Here is a 19,392-nt window from a genome sequence, read left to right as displayed (position 1 = left end):
GGGCGCCTGAGCAGGGGTCTCGCGCGGGATCTGTTCCTGGGCCGCACGGGGGCTGCACGGGGCCTGTGCTGGGCCTGTACAGGGGCTGTGCGCGGCCGCGCGGGGCTTGCGCCGGGGTCCCGTCCCGGCCTCCGCACGGGTGCCGTCTCCCGCGGAGTGCGCACAGCGGGTGACGGACGGGGCCGCCCTGCCCGTACCCTGGCTCACTGTGACCGAACGCCTTCCGCTCTTCCCGCTCAGCTCGGCGCTGTTCCCCGGTCTGGTGCTGCCGCTGAACGTCTTCGAGGAGCGGTACCGCGCCCTCGTCCACGACCTCCTGGAACTGCCGGACAGCGGGCCCCGGCGGTTCGCTGTGGTCGCCATCAAGAACGGCCAGGAGGTCGCCCCCACCGGGCAGGACGGCCGGGACAGCGGCGCCGCGGCCGGCCTGGGCGACGACCCGCTCGCGGCCCTGTATGCCTTCGGCTGCGTCGCCGACGCGGCCGGCATCTCCCACCGCGGCGAGGAGGGCTTCGAGCTGGTGGCCACGGGCGTCACCCGTTTCCGGCTGCTGTCGGTGGACGCCTCGGGCCCCTACCTGACGGCCGAGATCGAGGAGCTGCCCGAGGAGACGGGGACGGGCGCGGGCGCGCTGGTGCCCGAGGTGACGCGGGCCTTCCGGGCGTACCAGAAGAAGCTGGCGGGCTCGCGGGAGCGCACCCTTTCCGCGCAGGAGCTGCCCGACGACGCCACCGTGCTGTCGTACCTGGTCGCGGCCGCGATGATCGTCGAGACGCCGGCCAAGCAGCAGCTGCTGGAGGCCACGGACTCCGCGGCCCGGCTCACCGAGGAGCTGCGGCTGCTGCGGCGGGAGACCGCGGTGATCGACAAGCTGCCGTCGCTGCCCGCGGTGGACCTGGTGCAGCAGGCGATCTGCGCGAATTGAGCTGGGGGTCCACGGGAGATGGCGAAGAAGGCCCGCGGCGGGGGCGGCACCCCGGCGACGGTGGCGCTGGACCGCGCGGGGGCGCCCTACACGCTGCACGCGTACGCGCACGACGCGTCCTCCGAGCTGTCCTACGGCCGTGAGGCGGCAGCGGCGCTCGGCGCCGCCCTCGGCATCGCCCCGGAGGAGGTCGAGGGCCGCGTGTTCAAGACGCTGGTCGCCGAGGTGGACGGCGCCCTGACCGTGGCTGTGGTCCCCGTGTCGGGCTCCCTCGACCTGAAGGCCCTGGCCGCGGCGGCCGGCGGCAAGCGTGCGGCGATGGCGGACCCGGCGGCGGCCGAGCGCACCACCGGCTACGTCCGCGGCGGCATCTCCCCGCTCGGCCAGCGCCGCCCGCTCCCCACGGTGGTGGACGAGACGGCCCTGTCCCACCCCACGGTCTTCGTCTCGGCGGGCAAGCGCGGCCTGGAACTGGAGCTGTCCCCGCAGACCCTGGTCGCCCTGACCTCGGCGGTCACGGCACCGGTGGGCAGGGCGGGCTAGGGACGTTTTCAGGGCGGCTTCCGGGGGGCCGGTCCCCGGTTGGCGCGGTGGCCCCCGGAAGGGCCCCGCGCGTCCCCCGGCCCCGTCAGTCGTCCGTGGTCTCGCCGCCCGGGCGGCCGCCGTGGTGGGGGACCGCGCCGTCGTCCGGCTCGGGGGCGTCCCGCGGCGGCCGGGCGCCGTTGGCGGAGCCCTGGGCGTTCGGGCCGGTCGCGGCTGAGGAACCGTTCATGCCGGCGGAGCCGTTCGGGTCCGGGGCCTGCGTGGCGCCCTGCGGGCCCGTATCCGGGTGGTGCGGCGGCACCGGGCCCGGAACAGGACCGGGAACGGGACCTGGCACCGGGCCGCCCTGCGCGTACGGCGGCGGGAAGGCCGGGACCACGGCGCCCTCGCCGCTCTCCTCCCGCTCCCCGAACGCGTACGTCAGCACCATGTGCACGAGCATCGCCGCCGCGGGCCACACCACGATCGCGCTCTTGGCCCGCAGCTGGAGCGGCCCGTCGAAGACCACCTTCGGGCCGACCGCCTTGGCGTGGGCGACGATGTCCGAGGTGGGGCCGAGCGCGGCGCCGAACTTCCAGCCGATCACCGAGGCCGCCGCGCCGCCCGCGGCCAGCCCCAGCACCACCGCGAGCCCGCCGCGGCGCATCCGCCAGAACACGATGGCGGCGCTCAGCGCGCCCAGGACGAGGGCGATCAGGACGAACGTCCCGTCGCCGCCGATCGCCTCCTCGCCCTCGGTGTCCTTCAGGTACACGGCCTGGCCGTCGGAGATCATCGGTACCCGCGGCGACAGCCACAGCCACAGCAGGCCGAGCAGCAGCCCGCTCACCGCGACCGCCACCGCGACGAGGGCTCCGCGCCCCGCCTCACGGGTCACGGAGACCGGCTCCCGCGCCGCCACGGGCGGAAAAACGGTGGCGCCGCCCGGATACGGCGCTTGTTGCTGCGCGGGCTGCGAGTGGGGTGGGGGCTCCGGCGGAGTCAGCGGTGCGGTCACTCGCCCATCGTGCCAGGTCTTTCTGTACGGGGCTGCGGCTACCCGCCGCGGGGGTTCTCCCACCGGTGCCGAGTGCTGCCCGCACGGTGCGAGGGCGGCTCCCCGCCGCGGGGGTTCCCGCCGTGCCCGGCGGCAGGCCGGCTCTTGGCTGAGCGCGCAGTTCCTCCCCCAGAGCTTCGCCTGGGAGGTGCCCCCAGCGCCCCTGAGGTGCTTGCCCTTTGCGCGCAGGGCGAGGCCGTACCACCCAGGGGCGCGGGGAACTGCGCGAGCAACCCAGGGCGGCCTGTGGCCGGGAGTCGGGAGAAGCCCCTACGACGGGTTGCCGTTCTTGGGGGCGCGGAGGACTGCTCCGCCGGAGGGGGCACCCCCGCAGCCCAAGGCGGGCTGCGGGCGGGGGTGGCGGGGAACCCCTACGGCGGGAGGTACCCCGTCTGCCTGCGGAGCTTGCGGCTAACGGCAGGCGGCGCGGCGGTAGGACCAGGTGGCGAGGGCCAGGGAGGCGATGCCGACCGCCGCGCAGACGGAGAGGTCGGCGAAGACGGCGGGCCAGTCCGTGGCGGAGCGGCCCGCGAAAGTGCGGGCGAAGGCCTCCACCCCGTAGGTGGAGGGAAGGGCGTCGCGGGCCCAGGAGACAGGCGCGGGCATGTGCGAGGCGGGCAGCACCCCGAGCAGCAGTGCCGCGGACATCCCGAGCTGACCGAGCAGCGTCGCGATCTCCTGCCGCGGCGCGAGCAGCCCCAGCGCCGCCCCGAGCCCGGACAGCGCGGCCCCCGACAGGGGCACGACCAGCACCAGCACCCACAGGTTCGTCAGGGTGAGATGGAAGAGCAGGCACCCGGTGACCGCCGTGACCAGCGTGCCCGGCACCGTGAAGGAGGCGTACGCCCCCGCCGCGCCGAGCACGACCGCCGCCGGCGGCACCGGCAGCGTCGCGTAGTGGTCGAGCCCGCCCGAGGCCCGTAGCTGCCCGAAGTACTGCGCGAGCAGGTTGAGCGCGACGAAGGCGACCACCAGCACGCTGGAGCCGGCGACGACCGCGCGGGCCGCCTCCCCGTCCCCGGCGTGGACCACGCCCCGCAGCATCACCATGATCCCGATGGACTGGAAGGTGGCGACGAACAGCAGCGGGATCCGCGCCACCCGGGCGCGGGAGAGCTGGGCCCGGTAGACGGCGCCGAGCGAGGGCCACAGCCGGGCGCGCGGGGCGAGCGGCGCGGGTCCGGGCGCGGCGCGCTCCCCGGACAGCGCGCCGTCCTGCGTGGCGACGGTCACAGCTTCACCAGCCCTTCGCCGCTGCCGCCCAGGGCCAGGTAGACGTCCTCCAGGCTCGGCATCGCCAGGGTGAAGTCGTCCAGCGCCTCGAACGCGGGCCCGCCGGTGATCTCGGCGACGACCGCGCGCGCCCGGTCCTGCGGCAGCCGCAGCGTCCAGCGGCGGCCGGCCACCTCGGCGAGCGGCCGCAGCGCGGCGACGCAGGCCAGCTCGCCCGGCGGTTCGAGCCGCCACACCAGGTCGAGTCGAACCTCGCCCTCGACCAGGGAGCGCAGCCCGACGGGCGTGTCGCACGCGATCACCCGGCCGCGGTCGAGGACGGCGACGCGGTCCAGGACCGTCTCGGCCTCGATGACGTTGTGGGTGACGAGCAGCACGGTGGCGCCGTACTCGGTGCGGCGGCGGTCGACCGCGGCCCACACCGCGCGGCGGGCGACGGGGTCCATGCCGGTGGTGGGCTCGTCCAGGACGAGGACGGGGCGGGGGCCGACCAGGGCGGCGGCGAAGCAGGCGAGGCGGCGCTGGCCGCCGGAGAGGCGTTTGAGGGGGCGGGCGGCGATCGGGCCGAGGCCGAGTTCGTCGAGGACGGCGTCGCGGGCCGTGCGGGCGGCTGCCGCGTCCAGGCCGCGCAGCCGGCCGGTGGTCTCGGCGGCGAGCGCGACGGTCAACTCGTCCAGGGCGCTGGACTCCTGGCCGAGGTAACCGACGAGGCGGGCGGCGCGCTCGGGGTGGCGGACGAGGTCGTGGCCGAGCAGGTCGATACTGCCGGCGTCCGGGCGGAGCAGGCCGGTGAGCTGGCGGACGAGGGTGGACTTGCCGGCGCCGTTGGGGCCGAGGATGCCGAAGAGTTCGCCGCGGCGGATGTCGAGGTCGATGCCGTCGTTGGCGCGTACGGGCGGGGTGGGCCGGCTGCGCCGACCCGGTCTGCCACGGCTGCCCGGGTACGTCCGTACCAGGCCGCGCACCGAGCACGCGAGGCCGTCACCGGCGCCCCCCTGCTTCTGCGTGCTCTCCACGGTCCCCGAGCGTACGCGGTCATCGCCGCACAAAGGCAAACGGCCCCGCCCCCGTGACGGGGCGGCTTCTCGCCGTAGGGGTTAGCCGCTGCTGCCGCCTGCACCTCGTCGTCGGCTGTGGGGGTGCCCCCTCTGGGGGGAGCAGTCCCCCGCGCCCCTCAGGTTGTACGGCCTCGCCGTTCGCGCGAAGGGCAAGGTTTCTCAGGGGCGCTGGGGTACCCCCAGCGCCCCTGGGTGATACGCCTCGCCCTACGCGCGAAGGGCTGACCGAACAGGGGCGCGGGGAACTGCTCCCCCAGAGGGGGGACCCCCACCAGCCCACCACCGGCCGGTGGTCCGGGACGGACCGGACCGCCCCCTCGGGCCGGTGGCAAAGCCCGACACCGATCCCGGGAGGTACCCCCTGGATCGCACACAGTGCCCCGCGTGGGAGCGGCACCCTTCGCCCGGGAGGGCGTGCCGCTGCCCCGCGCAGGGGCACCCTGGGCTCGGGGGGCACGCCGTACCCTCGCAGCCCAGCGGCCAGCTGCCGGCTAGCTATCGGTGGAGAACTCGCGCCAGAAGCCCGCGCGGATCGCGTAGCGATCGTTCTCGTCGATCTGATCGTCCTTGTGGGCCAGGAGGCCGAAGCGTGCCGCGTAGCGGAGGAGCTCGCCGTCGATGCGGTGGGGGACGCGCGGGTAGTGGGCGGAGAGCTGCTGGAGCAGGGACTGGTCGGAGACGCGGGCGATCCACCGGCGGGCGAAGACCTGCCCGACCTCGTAGGGATCGCCGCTCACCGCGGTGATGTCGGCCTCGCGGTCGGCCCAGCGCTGCTCGGCCGTGGTGAGCTGGGCGAGCGTCGGCAGGCCGGCGTCGGCGGGGTCGGGCCGGTCGGTCCAGCCCTTGTCGGAGGACCAGCGCAGCGTGCTGGGCGCGTGCACCGGCGGTGGTGGCGCCTGGTGCCGGCCGAGGTCGGCGAGGTCCTTCGGTGTGGGCACGCCCTTTCCGTGCGGCGCCGCCGGCGCGGTGGGCTCGGCCGGTGCCACCCCGTTCTTCGCCGGGCCCTCGGGCGGCGCCTCGGGCGACTCCGGCAGCGGCGCGGCCAGGATCGCCGCGATCTCGGGCCCGACCCCGGGCCGCTGCCCGGCCGGCTGGCAGGCCGCGGCGCTCTCCCGGGCGTGGATCGCCGCGGTGATCCACGCCCGGTCCAGCACCCGCCGCTCGTCGGCCTCGGCGACGAGGTCCTCGGACTGGTTGTAGTCGCCGTCGGCGGCCTGGACGGCCCACAGGTGGACGGCCACCCCGTGCTCCTTGGCGGACATCATCCCGGGCAGCAGGTCGCCGTCCCCGGTGACGAGCACCACGTCGGAGCAGGCCCGGTTGCGGGCGAGTTCGGAGAGCTCGGCGTGCATGGCGGCGTCGACGCCCTTCTGCGCCCACCTGCCGTCCGTTCGGGTGAGTGCGCCGAGGCGGACCGTGACCCTGGGCATCACGCGCAGTCGCCGGTGTTCGGGTTGCGGAACCCGGTCGGGCGCTCCGTCGAACCAGTAGATCCGCAGCAGCGGCTGCCCGGTCTCGCGTTCCGCGCGTTCGCGCAGGCCGGCGACCACGGCGGCATGATCGACGACGATCCGCGAGCGGGATGGTTCGCCCGCCAGCAAGCTCGCCGCTGCGCCCAGCAGATAGCCGGCGTCCACCAGGACGACGCAGCGGTCCATTTCGCACCTCTTCCGGTCGGCCCCCGGCACGGATGCTCCCGAGTTTCCCCCGAGTGTGCCCGAATGCTCGGGGGTTGAGACCCCGAACGCGATCTTCGGCGTGGCGGTCGCGGCCGGTTACCGAGCGTCTTCCCCGTCAACGTGCCCGAAATGCGCGCTTCGTACTCGCGTGCAAATCTGATGACGGCCCCCATCGGCCGGCAAATCCCCACACTAGGAAGGCACGATCGTGGCTAAGAACCGGAACCAGAACCGCCAGCAGCACGACCAGCAGCACGACCAGCGCGAGCGCCGCTCCGAGCGGGCCGGCGAGCCGCAGGAGCGCGCCGCGGGCACCATGACCGAGGAGCGCGTGATGCCCTCCGCCACCGAGGTCACCCGCAAGCAGCAGAAGCGCTTCGGCCACAACTGATCGCGCCTGTCGCGCACTTCCACCGCGCGGGGGTGTCCCTTCGGGGACGCCCCCGCGTCGCGTGTCCGGTCAGCTCGCCGCCGCGGCCAGGCAGGCCGGGCCGAGCAGCGCCTTGAGGTCGCCGAAGAGCGAGGGGTCGGCCGTCACCCGGTGCCGGTCGAGCCGCAGCACGGTGGTGCTGCGGGCGCCCTGCAGCCGCACCCGCACCTCGGTGTTGCCCTTGTGGCTCTCCAGCACCTCGCCGAGCCGGGCCACCAGCGGCGGGGTGACCTTCACCGTCGGGATGGAGATCATCACCGGCGCGTTGGCCCCCACGTCCGTCAGGTCGGGCACCTGCAGCTCCATGGCGACCAGCCGCGGCACGTCCTCCCGCTTGTCCAGCCGCCCCTTGACGAACACGACGGCGTCCTCGACCAGTTGGGTCGAGACCAGCTGGTAGGTGGCGGGGAAGAACATGCAGTCCACCGAGCCGGCCAGGTCCTCCACGGTGGCGATGGCCCACGCGTTGCCCTGCTTGGTCATCTTGCGCTGCAGGCCGGAGATGATGCCGCCGATGGTGACGATCGCGCCGTCCGCGTAGTCGCCGGCCAGGGCCGCGATGGAGGCGTCGGTCTTGTCGTTGAGGATGTGCTCGATGCCGAAGAGCGGGTGGTCGGAGACGTAGAGGCCGAGCATCTCGCGCTCCTGCGCCAGCAGGTAGGACTTGTCCCACTCGATGTCGGAGAAGACCACGTCCATGCCGAAGGCGGGGGTCTCCTCGCCGTCGTCGCCGCCCATGCCGCCGAAGAGGTCGAACTGGCCCTCGGCCTCCTTGCGTTTGACCTGCACCACGTTGTCGATCATCGACTCGAAGTGCTCGGTCAGGCCGCGCCGGGTGTGGCCCATCTCGTCGAACGCGCCGGCCTTGATCAGCGACTCGACGGTCCGCTTGTTGCAGACCACGACCTCGACCTTGTCCAGGAAGTCCGGGAAGGAGGCGTAGCGGCCCTTGGAGCGGCGGCACTTGACGATGGACTCCACCACGTTGGTGCCCACGTTGCGCACGGCGGTCAGGCCGAAGACGATCGTGTCGTCGCCGCGCGGGGTGAAGTTGGCGTTCGACTCGTTGACATCCGGGGGGAGCACCTTGATGCCCATCCGGCGGCACTCGTTGAGATAGAGCGCCATCTTGTCCTTGTCGTCCTTCACCGAGGTGAGCAGGCCCGCCATGTACTCGGCCGGGTAGTTGGCCTTGAGGTAGGCGGTCCAGTAGGAGACCAGGCCGTAGGCGGCGGAGTGCGCCTTGTTGAAGGCGTAGCCGGCGAAGGGCACCAGCACGTCCCACACGGCCTGGATCGCCTGGTCGCTGTAGCCGCGCTCGCGCATGCCGGCCTGGAAGGGGATGAACTCCTTGTCCAGGACCTCCTTCTTCTTCTTGCCCATCGCGCGGCGCAGCAGGTCGGCCTGGCCGAGGGAGTACCCGGCGAGCACCTGGGCGGCCTTCTGCACCTGCTCCTGGTACACGATGAGGCCGTAGGTGATGTCGAGGACCTCCTTGAGGGGCTCCTCCAGCTCCGGGTGGATCGGGGTGATCTCCTGCTGCTTGTTCTTCCGCAGCGCGTAGTTGATGTGCGAGTTCATGCCCATCGGGCCCGGCCGGTACAGGGCCGAGACGGCGGAGATGTCCTCGAAGTTGTCGGGCTTCATCATGCGCAGCAGGGAGCGCATGGGGCCGCCGTCGAACTGGAAGACGCCCAGGGTGTCGCCGCGGCTGAGCAGCGCGTAGGTGGCCGGGTCGTCCAGCGGCAGGGCCAGCAGGTCGATGTCGATGCCCTTGTTGGCCTTGATGGACTTGACCGCGTCGTCCATGATCGTCAGGTTGCGCAGGCCGAGGAAGTCCATCTTCAGCAGGCCGAGCGACTCGCAGCTCGGGTAGTCCCACTGGGTGACCACGGCGCCGTCGTTCTTCGGCGAGAAGATCGGCACGTGGTCGATGAGCGGCTCGGCGGACATGATCACGCCGGCCGCGTGCACGCCCATCTGCCGCACCAGGCCCTCGATGCCGCGCGCGGAGTCGATCACCTTGGTGACGTCCGGCTCGTTCTCGTACATCGCGCGGACCTCGGCGGCCTCGCTGTAGCGCGGGTGGTCCTTGTCGGTGATGCCGGACAGCGGGATGCCCTTGCCGAGGACGTCGGCGGGCATCGCCTTGGTGATCCGGTCGCCCATGGAGAAGGGGTAGCCGAGCACGCGGGCGGAGTCCTTGATCGCGGCCTTGGCCTTGATGGTGCCGTAGGTGGCGATCTGGGCGACCTTGTCGGAGCCGTACTTCTCGGTCACGTAGCGGATGACCTCGCCGCGCCTGCGCTCGTCGAAGTCGATGTCGACGTCGGGCATCGAGATGCGCTCGGGGTTGAGGAACCGCTCGAAGATCAGGCCGTGCGGGACCGGGTCGAGGTCGGTGATGCCCATGGCGTAGGCGACGATCGAGCCGGCCGCCGAGCCGCGGCCGGGGCCGACCGCGATGCCGTTGTTCTTCGCCCACATGATGAAGTCGGCGACGACGAGGAAGTAGCCCGGGAACCCCATCTGGATGATGGTGTCCATCTCGTACTCGGCGAGCTTCTGCCGGTCCTCGGGGATGCCGCCGGGGAAGCGGCGCTTCATGCCGCGGGCGACCTCCTCGCGGAACCAGGTGACCTCGGTGTAGCCCTCGGGCACGTCGAACCGCGGCATCAGGTTCTTCGGCTCGAACATCCCCGCGATGTCGACCCGGTCGGCGATCAGCAGCTGGCTGTTGCGGCAGCCCTCCTGCCAGGCGTCGGAGGAGTCGATCGCGTACATCTCGGCGGCGGACTTCAGGTAGTAGCCCGAGCCGTCGAACTTGAAGCGGTCCGGGTCCGACATGTTGGAGCCGGTCTGGATGCACAGCAGGGTGTCGTGCGCCGAGGCCTCCTCGGCGTAGGTGTAGTGCGAGTCGTTGGTGACGACGAAGGGCGCCTTGAGCTTCCTGGCGATCTCCATCAGGCCGTCGCGGGCGCGGCGGTCGATGTCGATGCCGTGGTCCATGATCTCGACGAAGAAGTTGTTCTTGCCGAAGATGTCCTGGTACTCCGAGGCGGCCTTGAGCGCCTCGTCCATCTGCCCGAGGCGGATGCGGGTGGAGATCTCGCCGGAGGGGCAGCCGGTGGTGCCCATCAGGCCCTCGGCGTACTCGCTCAGCAGCTCGCGGTCCATCCGGGGCTTGCGGAAGTAACCCTCGAAGGAGGCCCGGGACTGGGCCCGGAACAGGTTGTGCAGGCCGGTGGCGTTGCGTGCCCAGATCGTCATGTGGGTGTAGGCGCCGGCGCCGGACACGTCGTCGTTCTTCTGGTGGGGGGCGCCCCACTTGACCGGCTTGTTGTACCGCCGCGACTCCGGCGCCAGGTACGCCTCGATGCCCATCACCGGGGTCACCCCGGCCGCCTTCGCCTGGTGGAAGAAGTCGTAGGCGCCGTGCAGGTTGCCGTGGTCGGTGATGGCGACGTGCGACATGCCCATCTCGTTGCACGCCTTGAACATGTCCTTCAGTCTCGCCGCTCCGTCCAGAAGCGAGTACTGGGTGTGGACGTGCAGATGCGTGAAGGGCTGATCGGTCACGGGTGGCGACACCTCCGGCAGGAGCGGTGGATCTGCGGCGCCTGGAAGTCTACGACCAGGGTCCGACACCGCGGGCGTACCCGGCGCGCGTGCCCCGAAGCGGTACGGTTTCCGGTCGCGGCCCCTTCTTCGCCGGTCCCGCGCAGGTCCTTGTCCGCCCTTTGGGCCGCACACACAGCCGCACGTGGCACACTCTGTGCCCATGGAGACGACGGGCGCGATACGCCCGCGGCTCAGGGCGGCGCGCGCCGCCCTGTTCGCCGCGGTCTGCGTCACGCTCTCCTCCACCTCGCACGTGCTGATGGCCCACCGCCCGCTGCCGCTCGCCGCGGTCGCGTGCGCCTTCGCCGCCGTCTTCGCCCTGGCCTACGTGCTCGCCGGCCGCCGTGAGCGCGGCTTCTGGGCGATCGCCGGGATGATGGTGCCGCTGGAGCTGACCATCGACACCCTCTTCACCTACGGCCAGCAGTCCTGCTACGGGCCCGGCGGCGGCCCGGTGACCGGCTCGTGGCACTCCCTGCACGAGGCGGTGGTCTGCCACGGGCAGGTCGGCGGCCGGCTGCCCGGGGTGACCGTGACGCAGGCCGGGTCCCAGATGACCCGCCAGGTCACGGGCCAGGTGACCGGGCACGCCGGCGTCTCGGTGCTGCCCTGGCTGCTGCTCGCCCTGCACATCGCGGTGGGCCTGCTCGCCTCGTGGTGGCTGCGCCGCGGCGAGGCCGCGCTGCACCAGGTGCTGCGCGCGGTGGCCGCCGCCGCGTTCCGCCCGCTGTTCTTCGCCGCGGCCCTCGCCCGCACCGCCGCCGGGCCCGCCCGGCCGCGGCTACGCCCGGCCGCCGCCGGCCCCGCGGCCGCGCCTGCCGCCGGGCCCCTGCTGCACTCCCTCGTACGCCGGGGACCGCCCGTCGCCCTCGCTGCCGCCTGACGCCCTCGCGGCCACGGCACCGCAGCGCCCGCGCCGAACACCGGTCCTCACCCCCACACCCACGCGTACCCCCAACGGAGATGTCTGTCATGAGCACCCGGAACAGCAAGGCCGCCAAGGCCGCCGCCCGCGAGCGGCTGCGCGTCCAGCGCGAGAAGGAAGCCAAGCGCGCCAAGGTCCGCCGCCAGATCGCGGTGGCGGTCGGCATCGTCGTCGTCCTGGGCGCGGCCGGCGGTATCGCGGTGGCCGTCAACAACGCCAACAAGCCGGGCTACTGGTCCGCGGCCGCCAAGAAGCCGCTCGTCAAGCCGGCCAACACCTCGGGCACCAACGGCACGACGATCACGATCGGCAACCCGTCCAACAAGAACACCCTGCACGAGTACGAGGACATGCGCTGCCCGATCTGCGCGGCCTACGAGCAGACGGCCGGCGCCGCCGTGCTTCAGGGCGCCAAGGACGGCAAGTACAAGATCCAGTACACCTTCGGCACCTTCCTGGACGCCGGCGAGGGCGGCTCGGGCTCGAAGAAGGCGCTCAGCGCCGTCGGCGCCGCGCTCAACGTGTCGGTGGACGCCTTCGAGCAGTACCACACCCTGCTCTACTCCAAGGCCGTCCACCCGGACGAGACCAAGGACGAGTTCAACAACGCCGACCACCTGATCAAGCTCGCCCAGCAGGTGCCCGCGCTGAAGAACAACACCAAGTTCTCCGACGCGGTGCGCAACGGCACCTTCGACAAGTGGGCGCTGACGATGAGCAAGTCCTTCGACGACTCCGGCGTCAACCAGACCCCGACCGTCAAGCTCAACGGCAACAACATCCAGGTCGCCGGCGTCCCCTCGGACCAGGTGATGTCCTCGATCGAGGCCGGCCTGAAGAAGTAGCGGCCGCGCGGGACTTCCTCCCGGGCGGCCGGCCGCCGGTCCGGGCCCGGACCACGGCGGCTACACGTCCTGGAGGAAGTCCAGCGCGATCGCCCAGGTGCGCTTGTCGGCCTCGGCGTCGTAGTCGGGCAGCTCGGGGTCGGTGTAGAGGTGGCCGGCCCCCCGGTAGCGGTGCACCTCGACATCGGCGCCGGCCTTGCGCATCCGCAGGTACCAGGCGTTCAGCCAGTCGTCCGGCTCGAAGGGGTCGGGGTCGGCGACGTGCAGCTGCACCGGGATGTGGGTGGCCGCGTCGTCGGCGACGTCCGAGGTGCCGTGCAGGAGCAGCAGGCCGCGGGCCCGCTCGTCGCCCAGCGCCAGGTTCTGCGCGATGGCGCCGCCCAGCGAGAAACCGGCGTACACCAGACCCGCCTCGGAGTACGGGGCGGCCGCGGTCACGGCCCGCCGCAGCAGCTCGTCGCGGCCGATCTCCTCGCGCAGCCGCAGTCCCTCCTCCATCGTCTCCGCGGTCCGCCCGTCGAACAGGTCGGGGACGTGCACCTCGTGGCCGGCCGCGCGCAGCCGGTCGGCGGCGGTGTGCACCGCGGGACGCAGCCCGTAGGTGGAGTGCAGCAGGAGGATTGTCGCAGCGGTCACAGAGGTGCCTTCGTTCGCCGTGGGCCGGGTACGCGTCCATGGTGCCATTCCGCCGGGCCCGCGTCCGGCGTCCGAGCGGCGGTTGCCACGGACGGCGGCCACGCCGTACACATGGCGGATAGGGCCGCCCGCGGCGGCGGGCGGCATGCCGCCGCGAACCGGTGAAGGGAGCCTCCTGGCCATGCAGGACGTACTGCGGCCTGCCATCGTGATCGGCGCCACAGTGGTGCTCACCGTCGCGGTCGGCTGGGTGGGCGACCGGGCGCTGCGCTCGGTGGACGCCCGCCACCCCGAGACCCCGCTGTGGGACCACCTGCGACGCTGCCGGCTCCCCTCGCAGGTGGTGCTCTGCTCGGCGCTGCTGCGCGGCGCCTACCACGCCGCGCACGCCTCGTACGGCCATGGGGCCGCGATCAGCCGCGGCCTGACGCTGGTGCTGATCGCCGCCTCGGGCTGGCTGGTGGTGCGGGTGGCGGCCGCGGTCATCGACTCCTCCTACGCCCGCTACGCCGCGACCTCCCACAGCGTGCCGAAGATCCGCCGGCTGCGCACCCAGTTGACGCTGATCCAGCGGGTGTTCACCGCGATCGTGGGCGTGATCGTGGCCGCGTCGATGCTGTTCACCTTCCCGGAGATGCGCACGGTGGGCGCCTCGATGCTGGCCTCGGCCGGCATCATCGGCATCGTCGCGGGTGTCGCCGCCCAGTCCACGCTGGGCAACCTCTTCGCCGGGCTGCAGATCGCCTTCGGCGACATGGTGCGCCTGGGCGACACGGTGGTGGTGGACGGGGAGTGGGGCGTGGTCGAGGAGATCACCCTCACCTTCCTGAGCGTGCGCACCTGGGACGAGCGGCGGATCACGATGCCGGTGTCGTACTTCACCAGCAAGCCGTTCGAGAACTGGTCGCGCGGCGACCCGCGGATGACCGGCACGGTGCTGCTGCACCTGGACCACGCGGCGCCGGTGGACCTGATGCGCAAGCGGCTGCTGGAGATCCTGGAGCAGGCCGCCGAGTGGGACCGCAGGGCCTGGGGCCTGGTGGTCGTGGACTCCACGCCGACGACGATCCAGGTGCGGGCGCTGGCCACCGCGAAGGACGCCAGCGACATCTTCAACCTGCGGTGCATCATCCGCGAGCAGCTGATCGACTGGCTGCGCTGCGAGCACCCCTACGCGCTGCCGCGGATCAGCACCGCGCCCGCGCCCGGGATCGCCGAGCAGCGCCCCCGCGAGGCCGCGCAGCCGCCGGACGCCGAGGACCTGGGCCCGGGCCCGGGCCGCGAGGTGGGCACCCCGCCGCCGTCCCCGCGCGAGGCGACGGACTAGCAGAGGTCGGTGCGGGCGGGGACGGGACCGCACGGAACTTTACTGACGCATCGTCAGATGCCGCGCAGGGAGCGGACGTCCAGGTGGCGCAGCACCCGGTCGACGATCTCCGGGTCGGAGCCGGGCTCGCTGCGGGCGGCGACGACCTCGTGCCGGGCGGCCGAGAGCAGTTCGTCCTGGATGCGGCGCAGCGCCTTGAGCCGCGAGGCGCGGCGGGCGTGGCTCTCGCGTCGCTCGTCGTCCAGCACGTCCGGCGAGATGCGGGCGCCGAGGTCGATCGCCCGGTGGTAGAGCATCTCGGCCAGCTCCTCGTCCAGCGACTCGGCCGTCTCGATCTCCCGCAGCCGCCGGCGGGCGGCCTTCATCGCCCGCAGCGCCAACTCCCGTTCCTGGTCGTGCTCCGCGCCGACGTCCTTGCTCACCCCGAGCCGGCGGATCAGCATGGGCAGGGTGAGGCCCTGGAGCACCAGGGTGACCAGCACCACCGCGAAGGCGATGAAGAGCAGTTCCTGGCGGCCGGGGAAGGGGCGGCCGTCGTCCGTGGTGAGCGGGATGGCGAGCGCCAGCGCCACCGAGGCCACCCCGCGCATCCCGGCCCACCACATGGTGACCGTCTCGCGCCAGGTCATGGGGATGTCCTCGTCCATGTCCCGCAGCCGGTGGAGCCGCCGGGCGGCCCAGGCGGCCGGCAGCAGGTAGAGCAGCCGCACCCCGACGACCACGGCGACCACCACCCCGGCGTGCCGCAGCATCGGCCCCCAGTGGCCCACCCCGAAGACGGTGTGGATCTCCAGCCCGATCAGGCCGAAGGCGATGCCGGTGACCATGGTGTCCACGATGTCCCAGAAGGTGTTGCCGGCCAGGCGGGCGGTCACGTCGTCGGCCTCGAAGGCGTACTCGGCCAGGAACAGGCCCGAGGTGAGCACCGCGAGCACCCCGGAGCCGTGCAGCTCCTCGGCGATGGCGTAGGAGGCGAAGGGCACCAGCAGGGACAGGCCGGTCTGCAAGGTGGCGTCGCCGACCACGCTCATCAGCTTGTTGGCGCCCCAGCCGAGCACCAGGCCGACGACGACGGCGACGACCGCGGACAGCACCAGTTCGAGGGTGGCGTGCGCGGCCGAGAAGTGGCCGGAGACCGCGGCGGCGACGGCGACGTGGTAGAGCACGATCGCCGTCACGTCGTTGAACAGCCCCTCGCCCTCCAGGATGGAGATCATCCGGCGGGGCAGGCCGAGGCTGCCGGCGACCGCGGTGGCCGCCACCGGGTCCGGCGGGGCGACCAGCGCGCCCAGGGTGAAGGCCGCAGCCAGGGTGATGCCGGGCACGATCGCGTCGGCGACGAAGGCGACCGCCGCGGTGGTGATGAAGACCAGCGCCACCGCCAGCAGGAAGATCGGCCGCCGGTTGGCCGCGAACTGCCGCCAGGAGGTGCGCTGCACCGCCGCGTACAGCAGCGGCGGCAGCACCAGCGGCAGGATCAGGTCCGGGTCGATGCGGACGTTGGGCACCTGCGGGATCAGCGCGAGCGCGACGCCGAAGAGGGTCATCAGCACCGGCGCCGGCAGCGCGACCCGGTCCGCCAGCGGCACCATGACGATCGCGGCGAGCATGAGGGCGAAGAACAACGCGAGCTGATCCACGCCGTCAGACTGCCATGCGGCTACTGGCTGTCGGCCCTCACCACGTCAAGGGCGTGCTGCAGATCCTCGGGGTAGTCGCTGGCGAACTCCACCCACTGCCCGTCGCCGGGGTGCTCGAAGCCGAGCCGGACGGCGTGCAGCCACTGCCGGGTCAGGCCCAGCCGCTTGGCGAGCACGGGGTCGGCGCCGTAGGTGAGGTCGCCTGCGCACGGATGCCGGTGGGCCGACATGTGGACGCGGATCTGGTGGGTGCGGCCGGTCTCCAGCTTGATGTCGAGCAGGCTCGCGGCGCGGAACGCTTCCACCAGGTCGTAGTGCGTCACCGAGGGCTTGCCGTCGGCGACGATCGCCCACTTGTAGTCGTGGGTGGGGTGGCGGCCGATCGGGGCGTCGATGGTGCCGCTGAGCGGGTCCGGGTGGCCCTGGACGAGGGCGTGGTACCGCTTGTCCACCGTGCGGTCCCGGAACTGCTGCTTGAGCAGGGTGTACGCCCGCTCGGACTTCGCCACCACCATCAGCCCGGAGGTGCCGACGTCCAGCCGGTGCACGATGCCCTGGCGCTCGGCGGCACCCGAGGTCGAGATCCGGTAGCCGGCCGCGGCCAGCCCGCCGATCACGGTGGGCCCGCTCCACCCCGGGCTCGGGTGCGCGGCCACGCCGACCGGCTTGACGACGACCACCACGTCCTCGTCGTCGTGCACGATCTCCATGCCGGCCACCGGCTCGGCGACCACCCGCACCGGGGCCGGCGGGGCGGGCATCTCGACCTCCAGCCAGGCCCCGCCGTGCACCCGCTCCGACTTGCCGGCGGCCGCGCCGTCGATGGTCACCTTCCCGCCCGCCGCCAGCTCGGCGGCCTTGGTCCGGGAGAACCCGAACATGCGGGCGATGGCGGCATCGACACGCTCGCCCTCGAGCCCTTCGGGCACGGGCAGGGAGCGGATTTCGGCTTGGGGGGTAGTCACCCGATCGATTTTACGGCCGCCGCGGGGGCGCCGGGTCCGCCGTCAGTCCGACTGGTGCCGGGTGCCGTCCGGGTCGATGCCGCGGAAGGAGAGCAGCACGACCAGGACGCCGCCGCAGGTGATGGCGGAGTCGGCGAGGTTGAAGACGGCGAAGTGGACGGGGGCGATGAAGTCCACGACGCGGCCCTGGAAGTCGCCGGGGGCGCGGAAGACCCGGTCGGTGAGGTTGCCGAGGGCGCCGCCGAGCAGCAGTCCCAGCGCGATGGCCCACGGCACGCTGTACAGGCGGCGGGCGAGCCGGGCGATCACGACGATCACGCCGACGGCGATCACCGTGAACACGATGGTCATCCCCTGGCCCATGCCGAAGGCGGCGCCGGCGTTCCGGATGGCGTCCAGCCGCAGGTAGTGCCCGAAGATGTCGACCGGGTCGTGGTGCTCCAGGCTGTGCACGACCCAGAGCTTCGACAGGAGGTCCAGCACGTACGCGAAGACGGCGACGCCGATGAGTACGGGGATCCGCCGCGAGCCGCTGCGCGGGGCTTCGGGGGTCGCCGGCTGCCCCTCGGCGTCCCGGGCCCCGGCCTCCGGCGGCTCGGACGTACGGGGTGCCTCCGGCGGCTCGGACGTACCGATGATGCGCTCCGCTTCCGTCACGTGCTCTTCCCTCTCTCCGGGGGCTGCCCCGGCCCCCTCCAGAGGGTACGCGATCCCGCTCCCCCCAGCGGGTCCCCAACCCCCGCCCGGCGGCCCGGAGCGCCCCGGGCCGCCCCTCCCGCCCGGCGGCAACGCGCAAGACCATCCCAATTGCGCGCGCAGTTCCCCGCGCCCCCAAGAACGGCAACCCGTCTGCCCCACGGGGTCCAATGCTGTCCCGAAGCCGGTGATCCGGGACGGACCGGGCTGCCCCTCCCGGCCGGTGGCGAAGCGCAGGACCGCTCCAATTGCGCGCGCAGTTCCCCGCGCCCCTATTGAGCTTGCCCTTTGCGCGCAAAGCGAGCGCCGTACCACCCAGGGCGCTGGGGGTACCTCCCAGGCGAAGCTCTGGGGGAGGAACTGCGCGACAAGCCATCTGCCGGCCGGTGGTCCGGGACGGACCGAGCTGCCCCTTCCGGCCGGTGGCGAAGCCCAAGACCGCCCAAATTGCGCGCGCAGCAGGTGTCACACATCACCCTGGCGCGGAGCGGCACCCTTGCCCGGGAGGGCGCGGCGCCGCCCCGCGCAGGGGCGCCCTGAGCACGGGGGCTCGGGGGAACCCCGGACAGGGGCCACCCTGGGTACGGGGGCGCGGGGGAACCCCGCGCGGCTCAACGCCGTTCTTGGCGCTGCTTGTCGTCCAGGCACAGCGTCGCGCGGGGAAACGCCTGCATCCGCGCCTTGCCGATCGGTTTGCCGCACACCTCGCAGAGCCCGTAGGTACCCTCCTCCAGCCGCCGCAGCGCCCGATCGGCCTGCGTGAGCATCTCCCGGGTGTTCGCGGCCAGCGCCAGCTCCGACTCGCGGGTGATGTTCTTCGCCCCGGTGTCCGCCTCGTCCCCCGCGCCGTCCCCGGAGTCGCGCAGCAGACCCTGCACGGCGGCCTCGGAGGAGGCGATCTCCGCCTTGAGCCGCTCGACCTCGCCGAGCAGCTCGGACCTGGCCTCCTCGACGTCCTCCTCGGTCCACGGCTCCTCGCCCGGCAGGACCGCGAGGTCCCCCGGCGCGGCCGTGTTCCGCGCCGCGGGCACTGCCGATCCCCCGCCTGCCGAGGCTGCCGTCCCGACCACGGTCTTCTTAGCTGCCACTTTGCGGGCTCCTGTCTTCTTTCTCGCTGCCGCGCGCTTGCCGGCCGGCGCCTTCTTCGCGGCCGCTCCGGCCGCCTTCCCCGTCCCCGCGGCTTTGCCCGCGGACTTCCCCGTCGTCGTGGCCTGCGCGCCCTTGGCCGCCGGGCGGGCGGCGGTCCTGGCCGCGGCCTTCGCCGACTTCCCGGCCGGCTTCTTCGCCGCCTTCGCCGCTTTCTTCGTCGCGCCCGCCTTCGTCGCCGCCTTGCCCGCCGCCTTGGCCCCGGAGGGCTCGGCGGCAGCCGACTTCTTCTTCACGACCATGGCCGCGACCCCTTCACCTCAGTGATCTTGTGCGCGAATCGTGCCGGAAACGGTAAATCGGGCATCGACCCGCGGCAACGGGGCGCGCTGCCGGGCCGACCCGCACCCCCGGGACGGGAGACAGGTCTGCATCGGTTGTGCCCAGCTCACCGCCAGGTATTCCGGTGAGGCCCCCGGACCATGCCGCAAGGCAGGGCAAGAGCCGCCATTCGGGCCAATACCACCACACTACGGGTGATGCCGCGCTTCCACGGGCGGCCGTGGGCGGCCGGCACTGGAACCGCCGGTCGGCCGCCAGTAACCCATCAGTCGGCCATCAGTCGGCCACCGCTCGGCCGAGGCGGGGGAAAACCGCGGCGACCCAGCGGCCGCGGCCCCGTACACTGGGCGCAGCGAGAGGCGTGGAAGGGACGAGTAGCGCCGCACGCAGCCATGAGCGACCCGG

16 protein-coding genes are annotated in these 19,392 nt (G+C 72.9%); 6 read left to right on the top strand and 10 right to left on the bottom strand.

The genetic code is table 11. The annotated features are described in order from the left end of the window. Positions 1-208 precede the first annotated feature (208 nt). Entirely contained in the window at positions 209-925 is a 717-nt protein-coding gene (locus BLR33_RS13235; RefSeq protein ID WP_093784798.1) for an LON peptidase substrate-binding domain-containing protein, read from the top strand. An 18-nt stretch (positions 926-943) separates the two neighbouring features. Then, positions 944-1,468: a Cys-tRNA(Pro) deacylase gene (gene ybaK, locus BLR33_RS13230; RefSeq protein ID WP_093784589.1), complete on the top strand. Its 525-nt coding sequence runs from the start codon at positions 944-946 to the stop codon at positions 1,466-1,468. A gap of 85 nt (positions 1,469-1,553) precedes the next feature. On the opposite strand, the gene BLR33_RS13225 is transcribed toward ybaK, so the two are convergent. The 4 genes from BLR33_RS13225 to BLR33_RS13210 form a co-directional block, all read right to left on the bottom strand. Then, on the bottom strand, positions 1,554-2,345 hold the full coding sequence (locus tag BLR33_RS13225) for an ABC transporter permease (RefSeq protein ID WP_245771377.1): 792 nt from the start codon (positions 2,343-2,345) through the stop codon (positions 1,554-1,556). Positions 2,346-2,915: 570 nt separating this feature from the next. Further along, positions 2,916-3,737 carry an ABC transporter permease gene (locus tag BLR33_RS13220; protein ID WP_093784588.1) on the bottom strand — a complete coding sequence of 274 codons (822 nt, stop codon included), beginning with the start codon at positions 3,735-3,737 and terminating at the stop codon, positions 2,916-2,918. Then, positions 3,734-4,753, bottom strand: a complete 1,020-nt coding sequence (locus BLR33_RS13215; RefSeq protein ID WP_093784587.1) for an ABC transporter ATP-binding protein — start codon at positions 4,751-4,753, stop codon at positions 3,734-3,736. The genes BLR33_RS13220 and BLR33_RS13215 overlap by 4 nt, the downstream gene beginning before the upstream one ends. A 533-nt stretch (positions 4,754-5,286) precedes the next feature. After that, complete coding sequence (locus BLR33_RS13210; RefSeq protein ID WP_093784586.1) at positions 5,287-6,453, bottom strand: NYN domain-containing protein; 1,167 nt, start codon at positions 6,451-6,453, stop codon at positions 5,287-5,289. 229 nt (positions 6,454-6,682) lie between these two features. On the opposite strand from BLR33_RS13210, the gene BLR33_RS13205 reads away from it, so the two are divergent. Continuing rightward, entirely contained in the window at positions 6,683-6,865 is a 183-nt protein-coding gene (locus BLR33_RS13205) for a hypothetical protein (RefSeq protein WP_093784585.1), read from the top strand. Positions 6,866-6,934: 69 nt separating this feature from the next. Here the strand turns inward: BLR33_RS13205 and dnaE are convergent, their stop codons facing one another. Next, positions 6,935-10,483, bottom strand: coding sequence for a DNA polymerase III subunit alpha (gene dnaE, locus BLR33_RS13200; protein WP_093784584.1), 3,549 nt, complete (start codon positions 10,481-10,483; stop codon positions 6,935-6,937). 202 nt (positions 10,484-10,685) lie between these two features. Here dnaE and BLR33_RS13195 point away from each other — a divergent pair, with 202 nt between their 5' ends. After that, complete coding sequence (locus tag BLR33_RS13195; RefSeq protein WP_093784583.1) at positions 10,686-11,408, top strand: hypothetical protein; 723 nt, start codon at positions 10,686-10,688, stop codon at positions 11,406-11,408. Positions 11,409-11,497: 89 nt separating this feature from the next. Further along, on the top strand, positions 11,498-12,295 hold the full coding sequence (locus BLR33_RS13190; protein WP_093784582.1) for a thioredoxin domain-containing protein: 798 nt from the start codon (positions 11,498-11,500) through the stop codon (positions 12,293-12,295). A 60-nt stretch (positions 12,296-12,355) separates the two neighbouring features. On the opposite strand, the gene BLR33_RS13185 is transcribed toward BLR33_RS13190, so the two are convergent. Continuing rightward, positions 12,356-12,979: a dienelactone hydrolase family protein gene (locus BLR33_RS13185; protein ID WP_093784797.1), complete on the bottom strand. Its 624-nt coding sequence runs from the start codon at positions 12,977-12,979 to the stop codon at positions 12,356-12,358. A 133-nt stretch (positions 12,980-13,112) separates the two neighbouring features. Between BLR33_RS13185 and BLR33_RS13180 the strand changes: the two genes are divergently transcribed. Further along, on the top strand, positions 13,113-14,258 hold the full coding sequence (locus BLR33_RS13180; protein WP_093784581.1) for a mechanosensitive ion channel family protein: 1,146 nt from the start codon (positions 13,113-13,115) through the stop codon (positions 14,256-14,258). A 53-nt stretch (positions 14,259-14,311) separates the two neighbouring features. On the opposite strand, the gene BLR33_RS13175 is transcribed toward BLR33_RS13180, so the two are convergent. From BLR33_RS13175 to BLR33_RS13160, 4 genes are all read right to left on the bottom strand, one after another. Further along, positions 14,312-15,898, bottom strand: coding sequence for a Na+/H+ antiporter (locus tag BLR33_RS13175; protein WP_093784580.1), 1,587 nt, complete (start codon positions 15,896-15,898; stop codon positions 14,312-14,314). 20 nt (positions 15,899-15,918) lie between these two features. Then, the gene (locus BLR33_RS13170) at positions 15,919-16,863 is read right to left on the bottom strand and encodes an RluA family pseudouridine synthase (protein ID WP_093784579.1); all 945 of its coding nucleotides are present in this window, start codon (positions 16,861-16,863) and stop codon (positions 15,919-15,921) included. A 42-nt stretch (positions 16,864-16,905) separates the two neighbouring features. Next, a complete protein-coding gene (gene lspA / locus BLR33_RS13165; protein WP_093784578.1) occupies positions 16,906-17,520 on the bottom strand; it encodes a signal peptidase II in 615 nt (204 codons plus the stop codon). Positions 17,521-18,170: 650 nt separating this feature from the next. Further along, complete coding sequence (locus BLR33_RS13160) at positions 18,171-18,947, bottom strand: TraR/DksA family transcriptional regulator (protein ID WP_093784577.1); 777 nt, start codon at positions 18,945-18,947, stop codon at positions 18,171-18,173. Positions 18,948-19,392 lie beyond the last annotated feature (445 nt).

This window comes from Actinacidiphila guanduensis (assembly GCF_900103985.1).
GTDB classification, from domain to species: domain Bacteria; phylum Actinomycetota; class Actinomycetes; order Streptomycetales; family Streptomycetaceae; genus Actinacidiphila; species Actinacidiphila guanduensis.
Note: the sequence above shows the minus strand (reverse complement) of the source record. Positions and strands in the feature narration are given on the sequence as shown.

What these genes read in the sequence shown, in the direction of transcription:
- ybaK (WP_093784589.1), top strand. Translation starts at nt 944, where the DNA reads ATGGCGAAGAAGGCCCGCGGCGGGGGCGGCACCCCGGCGACGGTGGCG.
- BLR33_RS13210 (WP_093784586.1), bottom strand. Translation starts at nt 6,453, where the DNA reads ATGGACCGCTGCGTCGTCCTGGTGGACGCCGGCTATCTGCTGGGCGCA.
- BLR33_RS13195 (WP_093784583.1), top strand. Translation starts at nt 10,686, where the DNA reads ATGGAGACGACGGGCGCGATACGCCCGCGGCTCAGGGCGGCGCGCGCC.
- BLR33_RS13190 (WP_093784582.1), top strand. Translation starts at nt 11,498, where the DNA reads ATGAGCACCCGGAACAGCAAGGCCGCCAAGGCCGCCGCCCGCGAGCGG.
- BLR33_RS13185 (WP_093784797.1), bottom strand. Translation starts at nt 12,979, where the DNA reads ATGGCACCATGGACGCGTACCCGGCCCACGGCGAACGAAGGCACCTCT.
- BLR33_RS13180 (WP_093784581.1), top strand. Translation starts at nt 13,113, where the DNA reads ATGCAGGACGTACTGCGGCCTGCCATCGTGATCGGCGCCACAGTGGTG.
- BLR33_RS13160 (WP_093784577.1), bottom strand. Translation starts at nt 18,947, where the DNA reads ATGGTCGTGAAGAAGAAGTCGGCTGCCGCCGAGCCCTCCGGGGCCAAG.